The sequence below is a fragment of the Achromobacter sp. genome, assembly GCF_049647645.1.
Taxonomy (GTDB): Bacteria; Pseudomonadota; Gammaproteobacteria; order Burkholderiales; family Burkholderiaceae_B; genus Achromobacter.
The window spans coordinates 14,647-31,752 of record NZ_JBARYB010000193.1; the positions used below are offsets into that span (position 1 = coordinate 14,647).

Annotated in this window: 12 protein-coding genes and 1 pseudogene; 3 read left to right on the forward strand and 10 right to left on the reverse strand. The window is 66.2% G+C overall.

Annotated elements, in window-relative coordinates; genetic code table 11:
* The first annotated feature begins 93 nt into the window (after positions 1–93).
* On the forward strand, positions 94–2,685 hold the full coding sequence (gene acnB, locus WBB14_RS21625) for a bifunctional aconitate hydratase 2/2-methylisocitrate dehydratase (protein WP_424241648.1): 2,592 nt from the start codon (positions 94–96) through the stop codon (positions 2,683–2,685).
* 212 nt (positions 2,686–2,897) lie between these two features.
* Positions 2,898–3,497 carry a hypothetical protein gene (locus tag WBB14_RS21630; RefSeq protein ID WP_424241649.1) on the forward strand — a complete coding sequence of 200 codons (600 nt, stop codon included), beginning with the start codon at positions 2,898–2,900 and terminating at the stop codon, positions 3,495–3,497.
* A 13-nt stretch (positions 3,498–3,510) separates the two neighbouring features.
* On the opposite strand, the pseudogene WBB14_RS21635 reads toward WBB14_RS21630, so the two are convergent.
* From WBB14_RS21635 to WBB14_RS21670, 8 genes and pseudogenes are all read right to left on the reverse strand, one after another.
* A pseudogene (locus WBB14_RS21635) lies at positions 3,511–5,715 on the reverse strand (TonB-dependent receptor).
* 253 nt (positions 5,716–5,968) lie between these two features.
* A complete protein-coding gene (locus tag WBB14_RS21640; protein ID WP_424241650.1) occupies positions 5,969–7,477 on the reverse strand; it encodes a M81 family metallopeptidase in 1,509 nt (502 codons plus the stop codon).
* Positions 7,474–8,757 carry a Zn-dependent hydrolase gene (locus WBB14_RS21645; RefSeq protein ID WP_424241651.1) on the reverse strand — a complete coding sequence of 428 codons (1,284 nt, stop codon included), beginning with the start codon at positions 8,755–8,757 and terminating at the stop codon, positions 7,474–7,476. Before WBB14_RS21645 ends, WBB14_RS21640 begins: the two co-directional genes overlap by 4 nt.
* Before the next feature lie 47 nt (positions 8,758–8,804).
* The gene (locus tag WBB14_RS21650; protein WP_424241652.1) at positions 8,805–9,503 is read right to left on the reverse strand and encodes an ABC transporter ATP-binding protein; all 699 of its coding nucleotides are present in this window, start codon (positions 9,501–9,503) and stop codon (positions 8,805–8,807) included.
* A complete protein-coding gene (locus WBB14_RS21655; RefSeq protein WP_424241653.1) occupies positions 9,500–10,279 on the reverse strand; it encodes an ABC transporter ATP-binding protein in 780 nt (259 codons plus the stop codon). Before WBB14_RS21655 ends, WBB14_RS21650 begins: the two co-directional genes overlap by 4 nt.
* Positions 10,276–11,268, reverse strand: coding sequence for a branched-chain amino acid ABC transporter permease (locus WBB14_RS21660; RefSeq protein ID WP_424241654.1), 993 nt, complete (start codon positions 11,266–11,268; stop codon positions 10,276–10,278). The genes WBB14_RS21655 and WBB14_RS21660 overlap by 4 nt, the downstream gene beginning before the upstream one ends.
* On the reverse strand, positions 11,268–12,125 hold the full coding sequence (locus WBB14_RS21665; protein ID WP_332011707.1) for a branched-chain amino acid ABC transporter permease: 858 nt from the start codon (positions 12,123–12,125) through the stop codon (positions 11,268–11,270). Before WBB14_RS21665 ends, WBB14_RS21660 begins: the two co-directional genes overlap by 1 nt.
* An 89-nt stretch (positions 12,126–12,214) precedes the next feature.
* Positions 12,215–13,414, reverse strand: a complete 1,200-nt coding sequence (locus tag WBB14_RS21670) for an ABC transporter substrate-binding protein (protein WP_207468161.1) — start codon at positions 13,412–13,414, stop codon at positions 12,215–12,217.
* 321 nt (positions 13,415–13,735) lie between these two features.
* On the opposite strand from WBB14_RS21670, the gene WBB14_RS21675 reads away from it, so the two are divergent.
* Positions 13,736–14,572: a FadR/GntR family transcriptional regulator gene (locus WBB14_RS21675; protein ID WP_424241655.1), complete on the forward strand. Its 837-nt coding sequence runs from the start codon at positions 13,736–13,738 to the stop codon at positions 14,570–14,572.
* Positions 14,573–14,633: 61 nt separating this feature from the next.
* Here the strand turns inward: WBB14_RS21675 and WBB14_RS21680 are convergent, their stop codons facing one another.
* Both WBB14_RS21680 and WBB14_RS21685 read right to left on the reverse strand, forming a co-directional pair.
* Complete coding sequence (locus tag WBB14_RS21680) at positions 14,634–15,620, reverse strand: Bug family tripartite tricarboxylate transporter substrate binding protein (protein WP_424241656.1); 987 nt, start codon at positions 15,618–15,620, stop codon at positions 14,634–14,636.
* A gap of 54 nt (positions 15,621–15,674) precedes the next feature.
* Positions 15,675–17,106 (reverse strand): AMP-binding protein (locus tag WBB14_RS21685; RefSeq protein ID WP_424241657.1); only part of this gene is annotated, 1,432 nt, incomplete at its 5' end.

The window sequence follows — 17,106 nt, forward strand, 5'->3', positions numbered from 1 at the left end:
ATATAAGATATAAGACATTTGCTTGCGTCCCCCTGTTCCCTCTACAATCCGGCCAACAACCCTTCTTCCAACCCGACTTTGAGCAGGCCTCACATGCTGGATAATTACCGCCAACACGTTGCCGAACGCGCGGCTCTGGGGATCCCCCCGCTGCCCCTTACGGCCAAACAAACCGCTGAACTGATCGAACTGCTCAAGAACCCGCCCGCTGGCGAAGAGCAGAACCTGGTCGAGCTGCTGACCCACCGCGTGCCGGCCGGCGTGGACGACGCCGCCAAGGTCAAGGCTTCGTACCTGGCCGCCGTGGCGCTGGGCAAGGAAGCTTGTGCGCTGATCAGCCGTGCCAAGGCGACTGAACTGCTCGGCACGATGCTGGGCGGCTACAACATTGGCCCGCTGGTCGACCTGCTGGACGACGCTGAAATCGGCGCCATCGCCGCCGCTGCGCTGAAGAAGACCCTGTTGATGTTCGACGCCTTTCACGACGTGAAGGAAAAGGCGGACAAGGGCAACGCCAACGCCAAGTCCGTGATGCAGAGCTGGGCCGACGCCGAATGGTTCACCAGCCGTCCGGAACTGCCGCAAAGCCTGACCATCACCGTCTTCAAGGTGCCGGGCGAAACCAACACCGACGATCTGTCGCCGGCTCCCGACGCCACCACCCGCCCCGACATCCCGATGCACGCCCTGGCGATGCTGAAGAACCAGCGCGACGGCGCCGCGTTCGAACCGGAAGAAGACGGCAAGCGCGGCCCGGTCAAGTTCATCGAATCCCTGAAGGAAAAGGGCCACCTGGTCGCCTACGTCGGCGACGTGGTCGGCACGGGTTCGTCGCGCAAGTCGGCCACCAACTCGGTGCTGTGGTTCACCGGCGAAGACATCCCCTTCGTGCCGAACAAGCGTTTCGGCGGCGTGTGCCTGGGCAACAAGATTGCCCCGATCTTCTACAACACCATGGAAGACGCCGGCGCCCTGCCGATCGAACTCGACGTTTCCAAGATGGAAATGGGCGACGTGGTCGAACTGCGCCCCTATGACGGCAAGGCTTTGAAGAACGGCGAAGTCATCGCCGAATTCGAAGTCAAGTCCGACGTGCTGTTCGACGAAGTGCGCGCCGGCGGCCGCATTCCGCTGATCATCGGCCGCGGCCTGACCGCCAAGGCGCGCGAAGCGCTGGGCCTGCCGGCCTCGACGCTGTTCCGCCTGCCGAAGGACCCGGCCGATACCGGCAAGGGTTACACCCTGGCCCAGAAGATGGTCGGCCGCGCCTGCGGCATGCCAGAAGGCAAGGGCATCCGCCCGGGCACCTACTGCGAACCGAAGATGACCTCGGTCGGCAGCCAGGACACCACCGGCCCCATGACCCGCGACGAGCTGAAGGACCTGGCCTGCCTGGGCTTCTCGGCCGACCTGGTGATGCAGTCGTTCTGCCACACCGCCGCCTACCCCAAGCCCGTGGACGTCAAGACGCACCACACGCTGCCGGAATTCATCAGCACCCGCGGCGGCGTCTCGCTGCGCCCCGGCGACGGCGTGATCCACTCCTGGCTGAACCGCATGCTGCTGCCCGACACCGTCGGCACCGGCGGCGACTCGCACACCCGCTTCCCCATCGGCATCTCGTTCCCGGCCGGCTCGGGCCTGGTCGCCTTTGCCGCCGCCACCGGCGTGATGCCGCTGGACATGCCGGAATCGGTGCTGGTGCGCTTCAAGGGCAAGCTGCAGCCTGGCGTGACCCTGCGCGACCTGGTCAACGCGATCCCGTTGTACGCCATCAAGCAAGGCCTGCTGACGGTTGCCAAGCAAGGCAAGAAGAACATTTTCTCCGGCCGCATCCTGGAAATCGAAGGCCTGCCTGACCTGAAGGTCGAACAAGCCTTTGAATTGTCGGACGCTTCCGCCGAACGTTCGGCCGCCGGCTGCTCGGTGTTCCTGAACAAGGAACCGATCATCGAGTACATCAACAGCAACATCGTGATGCTGAAGTGGATGATCGCCAACGGCTACGAAGACGAGCGCACGCTGGGCCGCCGCATCAAGGCCATGGAAGCCTGGCTCGCCGATCCCAAGCTGCTGGAGCCGGACGCCGACGCCGAATACGCCGCCGTGATCGAGATCGACCTGGCCGACGTGCACGAGCCCATCGTGGCCTGCCCCAACGACCCGGACGACGTGAAGACCCTGTCGGAAGTCGCCGGCGCCAAGATCGACGAAGTGTTCATCGGCAGCTGCATGACCAACATCGGCCACTTCCGCGCAGCCTCCAAGCTGCTGGAAGGCAAGCGCGATATCCCGGTCAAGCTGTGGGTCGCCCCGCCGACCAAGATGGACGCCGCGCAACTGACCGAGGAAGGCCACTACGGCGTGTTCGGCACCGCCGGCGCCCGCACGGAAATGCCGGGCTGCTCGCTGTGCATGGGCAACCAGGCCCAGGTGCGTGAAGGCGCGACCGTCATGTCGACCAGCACCCGCAACTTCCCGAACCGCCTGGGCAAGAACACCAACGTGTACCTGGGTTCGGCCGAACTTGCCGCCATCTGCTCGAAGCTGGGCCGCATCCCGACCAAGGACGAGTACATGGCCGACATGGGCGTCATCAACAAGAGCGGCGACCAGATCTACCAGTACCTGAACTTCGACAAGATCCCGGACTACAAGGACGTGGCTGACGTCATCGAAGTCTAAGCGTCAGGCTGCGCAGCCTGGCTGCATCGCCTGCAAGACGGCCCCGGAGCGATCCGGGGCCGTTTTTCTTTGCCTGCGACCAAGGCAGCCGCGCCGCCTTGGTCGGAGAATTTCAGGGACGGAACTTTTTCGGCGATACGTTTTCATACAATCGCGGTATCTTGTGACAATCCCCCTCACCCCCCGCCCCGATCTCCGGAGGAAGACCGCCCATGACCCGGCTTTTGCTGCCGCCCCTGCTACTGCTGGCGCTCGCCGGCTGCGCCACCGCGCCGCCCTCGAATCCCGAGAACATATGCGCCATCTTTCGCGAAAAACCGGACTGGCACGATGCCGCCTTGAAGGTACAGAAGAAATGGGGCGCGCCGGTGCCGGTGCCCATGGCCATGATGTACCAGGAGTCTTCCTTCAAGCAGGACGCGGTGCCGCCGCGCTACTACTTCCTGGGCTTCATCCCCTGGGGCCGCGTCAGTTCCGCCTACGGCTACGCCCAGGCCAAGGACGAGACCTGGGACGACTACAAGAAAGATGCGGGAGGCTGGGGCTCCAGCCGCGACGATTTCGCCGATGCACTGGATTTCATGGGCTGGTACATGAGCAAGACCCAGCGCATCAATGGCGTGTCCAAGTCCGACGCCTACGGCCAGTACCTGAACTACCACGAGGGCTGGACCGGCTACCGCAACCGCAGCTTTGATCGCAAGGCCTGGCTCAAGACCGTGTCGCAGAAGGTCCAGGCCCGCGCCGACAAATTCGCCTCGCAGTACAAAGGCTGCGAGGCGGACTTGACGCGCGGCGGCTGGTTCTGGTGAACGCCGCCTGAACTCAGAAGTCCATGCTCGCGCTGAGCGAGAAGGTGCGCGGGCCGCCCAGCACCAGGTAGCCATTGCCGGGGAACCCGCCCACCGACGCCCAATAATTGCGGTTGGCGATATTGTCCACGCGGGCGCGCAAGGTCACGACATGGCCGTCCACGTCCATCATGTAGCGCAGGCCCGCGTCGAAGCGGGTCCAGCCCGGCACCTTGAGCGTGTTGGCGTCATCCGCGTAGGACGAACCGGTGTAGACCACCCGGCCGTCCACGGCCAGGCCCGGCACGCCGGGGATGTCCCATTCCACGCCCATGTTGGCCTGGAAGCGCGGCACGCCGATCACGCGATTGCCGTCGATGGACGCATTGCCGGTGGAACGCTGCTTGGCGTCCAGCCAGGTCAGGCCGCCCAGCAGGCGCACGCTCTGCACGGGTTCGCCGTACATAGTGAGTTCCACGCCCTGGTGACGGTCCTTGCCTGACGCGGTGAAGGTGTTCTCCGGCGTGTACGCGGAGCGCGGCTTGTCGGTGGAGAACAGCGCCAGTCCCGCGCCCAGGCCGTCGTCCTCGTACTTGACGCCGATTTCCTTCTGCTTCGAGACATAGGGCGACAAGCTCTCTCCGCCGTTGGTCACGGGCCTGCCATTGGCGTTCAGCGGGGCCGTATCGCCCGCCACCAAAGCTTCGATGTAGTTCGCGTACAGCTACACGCTGGGCGCCACCTTGACCACCAGGCCCGCGGCCGGAGAGTTGTGGCTCTGGTCGTAGGCGCCGTTCTCCTTGCCGGTGTTGTAGGCATAGCTGCGCATCGACAGGCGCTGGTGGCGCACGCCCAGCGTCAGCAGCACCCGGTCGTCCAGGAACGACATGGTGTCGCCAATGGCGTAGCTGCTGGTGCGCGTGCGGCCTTGCAAGGCGGGATCGTCCAGGTCGTTGCCGCGCAGCGCGTCCGCGCTGAAGGCGGGTTTGTCGTACGAGATGGGATCGTAGATGTTGGTGGGGAAGGTGTTCTTGTAGTCCATCACGTAGGCGTTCTTCTTCTTCAGGTCGAAGAAGGCCGCCGACACGACGAATTCATGCCCCACCGGGCCGGTGCGGGCCTTGGCGCGCAAGCCCAGTTCTCCCGTGTTGACGCTGTCCTTGCGAGTATTGTCGAAGCGGTAGAAATTGCCCGCGCCGGTGCTGGCGTTGGTCAGCGTGACGTTGCCCAGCGAGTTCGCCTCGTCGCTGCGGCGCATGCCGAAGGCTGCCCAGGCCGTCAGCTTGTCGCTGAAGTCATGTTCTGCGCGCACGGTGCCGAAGACGTCGCGTTCATTGGAGTATGACCAGGGCTGCGCGTAATTGCTGCTGGCATCGGGCGCATCGGGCACATGGTCCTTCAGGCCCGTCAGGGACACGTTGGGACGTGCGCGCTTGAGCTTGTTTTCCTGCCAGCCGATGTCCGCGGACAGGCGGGTGTCGGCCGAGCGCCAGTCCAGGCCCAGCGACACCAGGCTGGTGCGGGAATGTTCATCGTCGATGCCGGTATCGCCGCTGCGCTGCGCGGCATTCAAGCGGATGCCGGTACTGTCGCCCGGGCCGAAGCGGCGGGCGATGTCGGTGGACAACTGGAACTGCCCGCCGCTGGAGACGCCGGTGGTGACGCGGGTCAGCGGATCGTTCGGCGCGCGCTTGGGCACCAGGTTGATCACGCCGCCTATGCCGCCGCCATTGGGCGGGGCGCCGGTCAGGAACGTCGAGGCGCCGCGCAGGACTTCCACGCGCTCGAACAGCTCGGTGGCGATGTACTGGCGTGGCAGCAGGCTGTAGAGGCCGTTATAGGCCACGTCGTCCGAACTCAGGATGAAGCCGCGGATGAAGTACGACTCCTGGAAGTTGCCAAAGCCGCGCGCCACGCGCACGCCCGGATCGTTCTGCAGCACGTCGCCGACGCTGCGGGCCTGACGATCCTGGATCAGTTCATTGGTGTAGCTGGTGATGCTGAACGGCGTGTCCATCAAGTCCTGAGTGCCCAGCAGGCCGACGCGGCCGCCGCGCGCGACCTGCCCGCCGGCAAAGGGTTCAGCCAGGCCGCCGGCCGAGGCATCGGCGCTGGCCTCGACCTTGATGGCATCCATAGAAACCACGGAGCCGGCCTGATCAGACGCGGATTGGGCGTGGGCAACGGGGAGATAGCACGGCAGCGCAGCGGCCATGCAGGCTAGAGTTCGGATTTTCATGTCGGGAAGTTCGCAGGCAGATATCAAAATCCCGATGGGGTCACGCGCGCACTGGAGAACTACGGATGCGTCTGGAACGTGCCGGAAGGCCTGGGCCTTGCCGGGCCGGCTGCACCAAAGGGGACTGGAATCACTGAGCGCCCCATTCTACGGCAAACGGAATCATTCTCATTTATGTTACTTTTTGTTTGAGAATGTCCGTTGCCAGGGCGCCACAGCTGCCGCCCGTGGCACCCTCCTCTTCCCGGCCGGCTTATCGGCCGCCTGCGCGGGGATCGTAGTCGGCCGCCGCCATGGGCTCCAAGGGATACAGCGGCCGCGCACGCCTGCGAAATTCGAACAGCGACCAGTCGGAACTGGTGACACCCGGGCTGTCGCATTCGACCAGCGCCTGGGAGATCGGCACGAACACCGGCCGGCAGTACATGCGGGACTTCACCAGCACGAAACGGGCGCGGGACGGGTCCAGCCCCAGGCTTTGGAACACGCCCAGGTCCCAGGGTTCGTGGGTCTGTTCCGTCAGCACCAGCTGCGCCGCGCCTATGTCCAGCACCGCGCTGCGGCCCATGCAGGCCAGTTGCCCGGTGTAGGTGGGGCCAGTGATCACGTACTCGCCATTGCTCAACGCCCGCACGGTGCCGCGCAGCGTGACGGGCTGCGCGCCGCGGCCGATCTCGTCGATGGCGCGTTTGTTGCCTACCGGCAGCTCCACCGTGGCGCCGACGCCGGCGCGGGTCAGTTCGGCGACGGCCTCGGGGTCGCAATATAGTCCCGCCTGGATGCCTTCCAGTCCGGCTTCCAGCGCGGCCATCAGCACGTCCAGGGTGTCGCAGGTGCCGCCGCTCATGCAGTTGTCGCCATGGTCCAGCAGCAGCACGGGTTTGCTGGCGCCTTCGGCCAGCGCCTTGGCGCGCGCCAGCGATGCTGCCAGCGGCTCGCTGTCGTAGAAGAAGCCGTCGCGCTGCTCCCAGATCAGGGCGGCGACCTCGCCCGCCACGCGCTCTGCCTCTGCGCGGTCGCCGTCGGCGACAGCCACCACGCTGACGCAGGGATGCGGAATGTCGGCCAGGCCGAAGCCCGCCAGCACCGACACGCCCAGCGCACCCGCGGCCTCGGCCTGCCGCGCCGCTTCGACGGCGGCGCGCATGGCCCCTTCAGCCGTGTTGCTGCGCAGGGAATGCGACACCAAGGGCAGGCGGCGCCACGCCATGACAGGCTTGCACTTGCCGTCGATGCCTGCGAACAGCAGCCTGCCGGCATGCTCGCCGGTTTCGTACATGTCGATGTGGGGATAGGTCTTGAAGCTGACGATGACGTCGGCGTTGTCCATCATCTTCTGCGTGACGTTGCCGTGCAGGTCCAGCGCCACCGCGATCGGCGCGCCGGGCGCGGCGGCGCGCAGCCGTTCGAGCAGGTCGCCTTCGCCGTCGTCGGTGGTCTCCACCGCCATGGCGCCATGCAGGTCCAGCAGGATAACGTCGCAGCCCGGCGCAGCGGCAACGATGCGGCCGCATAACTCGGCGTAGGCCTGCCCGTCGACGCGGCCGCTAGGATAAGCGGTGGCCGAAACCGGAGTGACCAGTTCGGCGCCACGCCCTTCGGCCAGGTCTATGAACGCCGACATCGCCGTGCGCTTGCCCTTGTTCTCTTCATAGGCCGCCGCATCGTAGGCCGGGCCGCCGTTGCCGAAGGCGGACAGCGGCGTGGGCACGGGCGAGAAGGTATTGGTCTCGTGGTTCAGACGCGCAATCAGCACCTTCATGGCACGCCCCCTTCCGCGAACTGGATACGGCCGCAGCAGCGCAGCATGGCGTGCAGCAGCACATTGCAACCGGCCTCCAGGTGCTCGGGCTGCGCATCCTCTATTTCATTGTGGCTGATGCCATCCTTGCATGGCACGAAGATCATGGCGGTCGGCGCCACCCGCGCCATATAGACCGCGTCATGCCCCGCGCCGCTGATCACGTCCAGCGAATCCAGGCCCAGCGTGCTGGCGCCGTCGCGGATCGCCTGTACCAGCCGGGGCTCGAAGGGTTGCGGCGGGAAGTACACCACCTCCTTGCTTTCGACCAGGAAACGGCCGGGCTCGGCCAGTTCGCGGCAGGCGCGCGCAAACGCCGCGGCCATGCTGTCCAGCGTGGCGTCGTCGGCCGCACGCAGGTCCACGGTCAGCGCCACGCGGCCCGGGATCACATTGCGCGAATTCGGAAAGCTGTCGATGCAGCCCACCGTGCCGCGGCCGTGCGGCGCATGCTCCAGCGCAATGCGGTTGACCTCCAGCACCAGCCTGGACGCGGTCAGCAAGGCATCGCGGCGCAGTTCCATCGGCGTGGGTCCGGCATGCGCCTCCTGGCCGGTAATGGCGACGTCGTACCAGCGCTGGCCCAAAGCGCCCTGCACCGCGCCGATGGTGATACCCCGGTCCTCCAGGATGGGACCTTGCTCGATGTGCGCCTCGAAATAAGCCCCGACCGCCCCCGGCCGCGCCGGTTCGGGGCCGGCGTAGCCGATGGCGCGCAGCGATTCATCCACGCTGACGCCGTCGCGGTCCTGCGCTGCCAGCGCGTGCTCCAGCGTGAAGGCGCCGGCGTACACGCCCGAACCCATCATCACGGGCACGAAACGCGAGCCCTCCTCGTTGGTCCACACCACCACTTCCAGCGGCGCCTCGGTGGCGATGCCGCGCTGATGCAGGGTGCGCAGCACTTCCAGGCCGGCTAGCACGCCATAGTTGCCGTCGAATTTTCCGCCGGTGGGCTGGGTGTCGATATGGCTGCCCGTCATGACGGCCGGCAGATCATCATGCAAGCCCGGGCGGCGCATGAAGATGTTGCCGATAGCGTCGACGCGCACGCTGCAGCCCAACTCGCGGGCCCAGGCGCAGACCAGGTCTCGGCCCTGCCGGTCCAGGTCGCTCAACGCCAGCCGGCACACGCCGCCTTTGTCGGTGGCGCCGATGCGGGCCAGCTCCATCAGCGAGTTCCAGAGCCGGCTGCCGTCGATGCGGATGCCGCTGACGGCATCCAGTGTGTTCATTTCCATGGTGTTTCCTTGAATCCCTGCTTCATGTTGCGCCTTGCGGGCGGCCCCTATACGCCCACGCCCAGATAACGGTCTTTCACGTTCTCGTCCGCCATGAAGGCCTCGTTGCTGCCCTGGTAGACGATGGATCCCTGCTCGATGATGAAATGGCGGTCGGCCAGCTGGGTGCAGACTTCCAGGTTCTGTTCCACCAACAGGATGGTGACGCCGGCCTGCTTGATGGATTTGATCTGCGCCACGATTTCTTCGACGATCACCGGCGCCAGACCCTCGACCGGTTCGTCCAGCATCAGCACGCGCGGATGGTTCATGAGCGCGCGCCCGATCGCCAGCATCTGCTGTTCCCCGCCGGACAGTTGGCCGCCGCCGTTCCTGCGCCGCTCCTTCAAGCGGGGAAAGATGCGGTAGATGTCTTCCAGCTGCCAGGGCGAATCGCGGCGCATGCCCAGCTTCAGGTTCTCCTCGACCGTCAGCAGCTTGAAGATGCCGCGGTGCTCGGGCACCAGGCAGATTCCCATGGACGCGATCTTGTGCGCCGGCAGCCCGGCGATGTCGCGCCCGCCATAGCGCACCGCGCCGCCCTTGGGCGCGATCACGCCGGCGATGGTCTTGAGCGTGGTCGATTTGCCCGCGCCATTGCGCCCGAGCAGCGTGATCACCTCGCCCTGCGGCAGCTCGAGCGACACTCCTTGCAGGATATGGCTCTTGCCGTAATAGCTGTGTACGGTGTCGACATGCAGCATCATGCCCGGCCTCCCGTGATCATGTTGCCCAGATACGCGGCGCGCACCCGCTCGTCGCTGCGGATCGCGTCGGGCGCGCCCTCGACCAGCACGCGGCCCTGCTGCATCACCGTGATCGTGTCGGAGATGTCCATCACGATGTTCATGTTGTGCTCGATCAGCACCACCGTGTGGTCGTCGCGCAGGCTGCGGATCAGCCGCTTCATTTCCTCCAGGTCGTCCACCCCCATGCCGGAAGTGGGTTCGTCCAGGAAGATGGCGCGCGGCCTGGCCGCCAGCGCCATGCCCACTTCCAGGCGCCGCTGCTGGCCGTGCGATAGCGCCCCCGCCGCAATCTCCGCCAGCCGCGACAGGCCCAGCCGCTCCAGCGCCGCGTCGACGACCTCGCGCTGCGCCCGCTGACCGGTGGGCGGATGCCAGCAGTCGAAGGCGCCGGCGCGATGCGCGCCCTGCGCCGCCAGGCGCAGGTTTTCGCGCACCGACAGATTGGCGAACAGGCTGGTGACCTGGAACGAGCGCGCGATGCCGCGCTGCACGCGCTGGAAGTCAGCCTCCTGCGTGACGTCCTGACCGTCGAACACGATGCTGCCTTCGCTGGTGCGCAGCGTGCCCGTCAGGATGTGGAACAACGTGGTCTTGCCGGCGCCGTTCGGGCCTATCACCGAATGCACCGTGCGCGGCCGCACCTGCAGATCGACCCCGTGCAGCGCCACGAACTTGCCGAAGCGCTTGACGATGCCGCTGGCCTGCAGCAGCGGCGCGGAATTTGCCTGGTTCATGCGCTGCCCTCCTTGGTGGCGGCCGGCTCCGCGCCGGCGGGCCGGCGCCGCAGCGCCAGCCAGATGCGTACTCCCAGCCCCCACAGCCCCTTCTGCATGAACAGGCTGACCGCAATCAGCAGGAAGCCCAGCAGCATCAGCCAGCGCGGCCACAAGGTGGAAAGCCAGTCCGCGAACAACACGTAGAACGCCGCGCCCAGCACCGAAGCAAACAGGTTGCCGGTACCGCCGATGACGGTCATGACCAGGATCATCTCGCTGCTGTGGTACTCGATGCTGGACAGCGGCGCGATGCCGGTCATCATCGCCAGGAAGGCGCCAGCCAGCGCTGTCACGGCGCCAGAGATGGCGAAGGCCGCCAACTTGAACAGGCGCACGTTGTAGCCGACCGCCATGGCGCGCGCCTCGTTGTCGCGGATCGCAAGCAGAGTGCGCCCGAATACCGAGTTGGTCACACGCAGCAGCAGCCAGAACACCGCCAGAAAGCACACCGCCACGAAGGCATAGAACTGCCAGGGCGTCGCCAGCGGCATCAGTTCCATGCCCGCGACGGAGAATGCGGGACGCGGCACGTCCAGCAGGCCGTTGTCGCCCCCGGTCAGATCGGGCAGGCTGTACGCCAGGAAGTAGAACATCTGCGCGAAGGCCAGCGTCAGCATCACGAAGTAGGTACCGCGCTGGCGGATCGCGAACCAGCCCACCAGCGTCGCGCCCAAAGCGCCCACCGCCATCGCGGCCAGCAGCGCCAGGGGCATGGGCAGGCCGGTACGCGTCAGCAGGATGCCGACGGCGTAGCTGCCCAGGCCGAAGAAGATGCCTTGGCCGAACGACAGCAAGCCGGTGAATCCCAGCAGCAGGTTGCAGCCGAGCACCGCCAGGGAATAGATCAGCACTTCCGTGGCCAGCGAACCCGACTGCATGCACAGCGGCAGCAGCAGGACCACGGCCAGCGCCAGCAGCAGCTGGGCGTGCGATTTCAATCGCGTCATCATCCTCTCCCCATCAGGCCGTGCGGACGCAGCAGCAGCACCGCCGCCATCGCCACATAGATCATCAGCCGCGCGCCTTCCGGCCACAGCGTGCTCATCACGCTCTGCACCACGCCGATCAAGAGGCCGCCGACCAGCGCGCCAAAGAAGCTGCCCATGCCGCCCACCACTACGATGACGAAGGCAATGCCCAGCGCTTCGATCCCCATGAAGGGCTCGACGCCGCGGATTGGCGCGGCCAGCACGCCGGCCAGGGCGGCGGTCGCCGCGCCCAGCGCGAACACCAGGCTGAACATGCGGAACACGTTGATGCCCAGCATGGACACCATCTCGGTGGATTCGCTGCCGGCGCGCACCGCGCTGCCCAGCCGCGTGCCTTCGAGCACGTACCAGAGCAGCAGCGAGAAGACCGCGGTGAAGCCGATCACGAACAGGCGGTACTTGGGATAGATGAAGCTGCCCCACATGACCACGCCCTGCAGCGCGGACGGCGCGGCGACGTTGTCGCCTATCGGCCCCCAGATCACGATGACCAGTTCCTGCAGCACCAGCGCCAGGCCCACGGTGATCAGGATGTGGAACTCGTGCGCCTGCGCGTAGACGTGGCGCAGCAGCACTTTTTCAGCCACCCAGGCGAATGCGCCCACCAGCAGCGGCACGATGGCCAGGGCCAGCCAGAAATTCAGGCCCCACTGGATGGCCTGGAAGCAGAAGTAGGCGCCCAGCAGATAGAACGCCCCGTGGGCGAAGTTCACGAAGCGCAACAGACCGAAGACGATGGACAGGCCGACTGCCAGAAGGAAGTACAGCATGCCTACCCCGATCCCATTGATGATCTGGAGGAGATAGACGTTCATGGGTATGCCCGGTGGAGGAAACGAAAGGCCGCGGGGCGCGCGGCAGCCGCGGACGCAAGGCGCCCACGGCTGCCCGCCTCAGGGGCGCGCTACAGCTTGCAGCCGGTTTCCGCGGGCGGCAGGAAGGAGCGGCCGCTATGCACGATCTCGGCATAGTCGTCCTTGTCCTTCATGTCCTTCTTGGCGCGGCCCTTGAGCAGGTAGTAGTTCTTCAGGACCTGGTGGTCTTCCTTGCGGATTTCCTCCTTGCCCGTCAGGCCTTCGTAGGCCATGCCCTCCATGACCGCGATGACCTTGGCCGGGTCGGCGCTGCCGGCCTTGACGATGGCGTCCAGCATGATGCGGGTGCAGATGTAGGAGCCCGCCAGGCTGTAGTTGGGATTGGCGCGCGTCTTGTCCCTGGACAGCTGCACCAGTTCCTTGTTCAGCGGCGAATCGATGCCGTGCCAGTACTGCGCGCCGAAATACACGCCTTCGCACAGGTCGGCGCCCAGGCCTTCGAACTGCTCCAGGCCCGACGCCCAGGCCACCAGGATGGTGCAGTTCTGCTTCATGCCGAAGCTGACGGCCTGGCGCAGCGTGTCCGAAGACTGCGAGCCGAAGTTCAGGATCAGCAGCACGTCCGGCTTGGCGGCCATGGCGTTGGTGAGGTAGCCGCTGAACTCCTTCTCGGTCAGCGAGTGGTAGCTGTTGCCCACATGCTCGATGCCCTTTTCCTTGAAGATCGCCTTGGCCGCGCCGAGCAGACCGTCGCCGAACACGTATTGCGGCGTGATGGTGTACCAGCGCTTGGCGTTGGGCAGCTTTTCCAGCAAGGGGCGCACGGTCTGCTCGATGGCGCCGAAGGTGGGCACCGACCAGCGGAAGGTCGCGCGGTTGCAGTCCTTGCCAGTGATTTCGTCCGCGCCCGCGGTGGTGATGAAGACCCCGCCGGCGCGCTCCACTTCCTTGCCCATGGCCAGCGCTTCTGAAGACAGGATGCCGCCGGCGAAGAACTTGACGCCCTTCTGTTGCGAGATTTCCTGCACCTTGCGCACCGCCGTGGCCGGCTTGCCCTCGGTGTCCAGCACGGTATAGGCCAGCGGCCGGTCCAGCGCGCGGCCGTACTGCTCCAGCGCCAGTTTCATGCCCAGGTCGGCGTACTTGCCGTTGGCGGCGAAGGCGCCCGACATGGGCACCGGACACCCGAACTGGATGGCATCGGCTTGCGCCAACGCGGACCGGGCGGCCCATAGTGATCCGGGCACCGCGCCAAGCGCGGCCATTTTCAGCAGGTTGCGGCGATTCAAGATGGTTCTCCCTGGCTGCCGCTGGCGCTGCCGCGGCATATTGACGATGTCGGGCGCGCACCATGCGCGTCCCCATTCCGACTCTGTCTGCTCCAAGCTCCCGTGCCAGGGCCGCCGCCGCGTGGGCGTACTCGCAAGTCCTGGCGCTTCGTGCCTATACTGCGACCACCATCCTATTTATCATGATAAATAGGATTATTATTATGATCAGTTTGGCGAGCCGGCTCTGTCAATAGCGGGCGCATCAGGTATAACCCGGGGTCCGCGCAGTACCGCCACGGGGCCAGCCCCGCGCACACCACGCAGCAACGGAGGAACGCAATGGCGTTCAACAGTCACGACCTACAAGCCGCGGGCGCATCGAGTCCGCCCAAGCGCAGCGACCTGGTCGCCGAGGAGATCAAGCGGCTGATCACGGCCAAGAATCTGTTGCCGGGCGACAAGCTGCCGCGCGAGAGCGAGCTGCAAAGCATGTTCTCGGTCAGCAAGAGCACCATGCGCGAAGCGCTCAAGTCTCTGGAGGTGCAGGGGCTGGTGAAGGTCAGCACCGGGCCCGGCGGCGGCGGCACCGTGGTCGAGGTGCCGCTGGACCGCACCTTCCAGCTGATGCAGAACTACCTGTTCTTCAAGGAAGTGCGAATCGAAGACATCTACCAGGTGCGCAAGCTGCTGGAGCCGGAACTGGCAGCCAGCGCCGTGCCGTTCCTGACGGAGGCGCATTTCGCCGCACTGGAGGAGAACATCGCCTGCTGCGATCCGTCCGCCGAACATGTGGACGATCCGCTGGCCCAGCGCCAGGAAGAGATCAATTTCCACGACGTCTTCGCCGCAGCCTGCCCCAACCCGTTCCTGCGCTTCAGCTGCGAGATGACCAACGAAATGATCCGGCAGTTGACGGTGTTCGACAACGAGATGCCGCTATCCGAGCAGCAGCGCTTCGGCAGCGCCAACACTGGTTTTCACCGCCAGATCCTGGCGGCGGCGCGCGAGCGCGACGTGGAGAAGGTGCGCACGCTGATGAGCGAGCACATGCAGGATGCGATGCGCTCGGTCAAGCGCATGCACGGCAAGCTCGAAGGCCGGCTGATCCTGGACTCCGAGATGTCGCGGCGCAACGTCACGCGCAAGGCGCGCCGCGGCGGCGGCAAGAAGGCCTGAGGGCGCCGGCCCTCAGGCGGCGTGAATCGGCCGGACTCACGCCCCCGCGGCCATAGCCGCGTCAGTCCAGCTTGATGTGATTGGCCTCGATCACCGCGCCCCAGCGCTGGCGGTCTTCCTGCACGTAGGCGTCGACGTCGGCCTGGCTGCGCGGCGCCTGGATCACCAGGCCCAATGGTTCGAAGCGGCCGCGGAACGCCGGATCCTTCAGCACCTTGTCCAACGCCGCCTGCAGGCGCTGCGCCTCGGCTTGCGGCACGGCGCGCGGCACGGCCAGGCCGAACCAGGTGGCGGCGCGGAATCCCGGAAAGCCGCTTTCCGCCACGGTCGGCACCTCCGGCAGCACGGCCAGCCGTTCCCCGGTCGTGACGGCCAGCGCCTTGATCTTGCGTTCCCGCACCAGCGGCAGCGACGTGCTGACCACGTCCACCATGAGTTGGGTGTCGTTGCCCATCAGCGAAGTCAGCGCTGGCGCGCTGCCGTTGTACGGGATATGCGCCACGTCCATGCCGGTGCGCGATTTCAGCAGTTCGGTCGCCAGCTGCAGCGGATTGCCTATGCCCACGGAAGCGTAGTTCAGCTTGCCCGGCTGCGACTTGGCATAGGTGACGAATTCGGCCAGCGTGCCGGCCGGCACCTCGTTGTTGGCCACCACCACCAGCGGCAATTCGGCGGCGATGCCGAGCACGCGGAAATCGCGCGCGGCGTCATAGGCGATACGCTGGTAGAGCATGGGATTGAGCACCATGCTGGCGTTGCTGGCGAGAAAGACCGTATAGCCGTCGGGCGCGGATCGCGCTACCTGGGTAGCGGCGATCATGGTATTGGCGCCGGGCTTGTTCTCCACGACCACGGGTTGCCCGAGATCGCGCGACATGCCCTCGGCCAGCACCCGCGACAATTGGTCCGCGGAGCCTCCTGGCGTGTACGGCACGACCAGTTTGACCGGCTTGTCTGGAAACGCCGCCAGCGCGGCAGAGGGGCCGGCGAGCGCGAAGATCGTTGCGGCCGCGATGCGACGCAGCCTGTGGTTCAGTCTGTATGCCATGCTTGTCTCCCGAGCTATCGTGCTCTTGTTGTCGCGGCCGTGCGCCGCGCTGCGCTATACCTTGCGCTGCCTGCCCGCCCAGAATTCGGCGCGCAGCCTGCGCTTGGCGATCTTGCCGTTGTCGTCGCGCGGCAGTTCCGCGCGCAGTTGCAGTTCGCGCGGCACCTTGTAGCGCGCGAGCCGTTGCGTCAGCCATAGCGTCAGGGCCTCGGGCTCGGGCGACGCGCCCGCCGCAGGCTGCACCAGCGCCATCAGCCGCTCTCCGTATTCGTCATCCGGCACGCCGAACACGGCGCAATCCGCCACGCCTGGATACTGCATCAACTGGTGCTCGATCTCGGCGGGATAGATGTTCACGCCACCCGAGATCACCAGATCCGATTCGCGGTCGCACACATACAGGTAGCCGTCCGCGTCCAGATAGCCCAGGTCGCCCAGGCCGATGAGCCCGTCCTTCCCGACTTCGGCGCGGGCTTGCGGGTTGTTGCGATACGTGAAGTCCGCGTAGGCAGGCTGGCGCACGTGGATCCGCCCGATTTCGCCCGCCGCGCAGGGCGACCCGTCCTCGGCATAGATCCTGATTTGCGCGCCGCCGACCGGCCGGCCTGCGCTGCCGGGCCGGGCAAGCGCTTCGTGCGAATCGATGACCGTGACCATCCCGGCCTCGCTGGAAGCATAGGTTTCATGGATAACGGGGCCCAGCCATTCGATCATGGCGCGCTTGATCTCCGGCGCGCAGGGCGCGCCGGTCGAGGCCACGAAGCGCAGCGACGACAGGTCGTACGCGGCGCGCGTGGCGGCATCGAGCTTCAGCAGGCGCACGTACATGATGGGGACCAGGTAGACCGTATCGATGCGATACGCTTCGATCAGGCGCAGGACCTCCACGGGGTCGAACCTGTCGGTCAGCACGAAGGTCTCGCAGACCCGCAAGGCCACCTGCGCGTACACGCTGGGCGCGCTGTGGTAGATCGGCGCGGGCAGCAAGGCGCGGGAGCCCGGGCGCAGGCCGTAGGCCGCTTCCACCACTGCGTCGACCTGTTCCTGATGGCGTGCCAGATGTTCCAGCGGAAATGGCGCGCGCACCACGCCCTTGGGCCGGCCGGTGGTGCCGGAGGTATAGGCCATGTGGCCGCGCGGCGCCACGCGCGGACCGTCGTAGGGCGGCTGGCTGTCGCGCCAGGCATCGTAGTCCGCATGCCCGGACTGCGCCGCGCCAGCGCCGGCCAGCAACACAGGCAGGCCGGCGGGCAGCGCATCGCGCAGCGGCAGCCACAGGTCGGCATGGGCAATCAGCACGCGGGCGCCGCTGTCTTCAATCAGGAACGCCACTTCGGCGCCAGTGAAATGCCAATTGATCGGGCAGTAATAGCAGCCCAGCCGCTTGCAGGCCTGGATGATCTCCAGGTAAGGCAGGCCGTTGCGCAGCAGCACGGCGATCACGTCGCCTTCCCGCACGCCCATCGCCGCCAGGCCGGCGGCGACC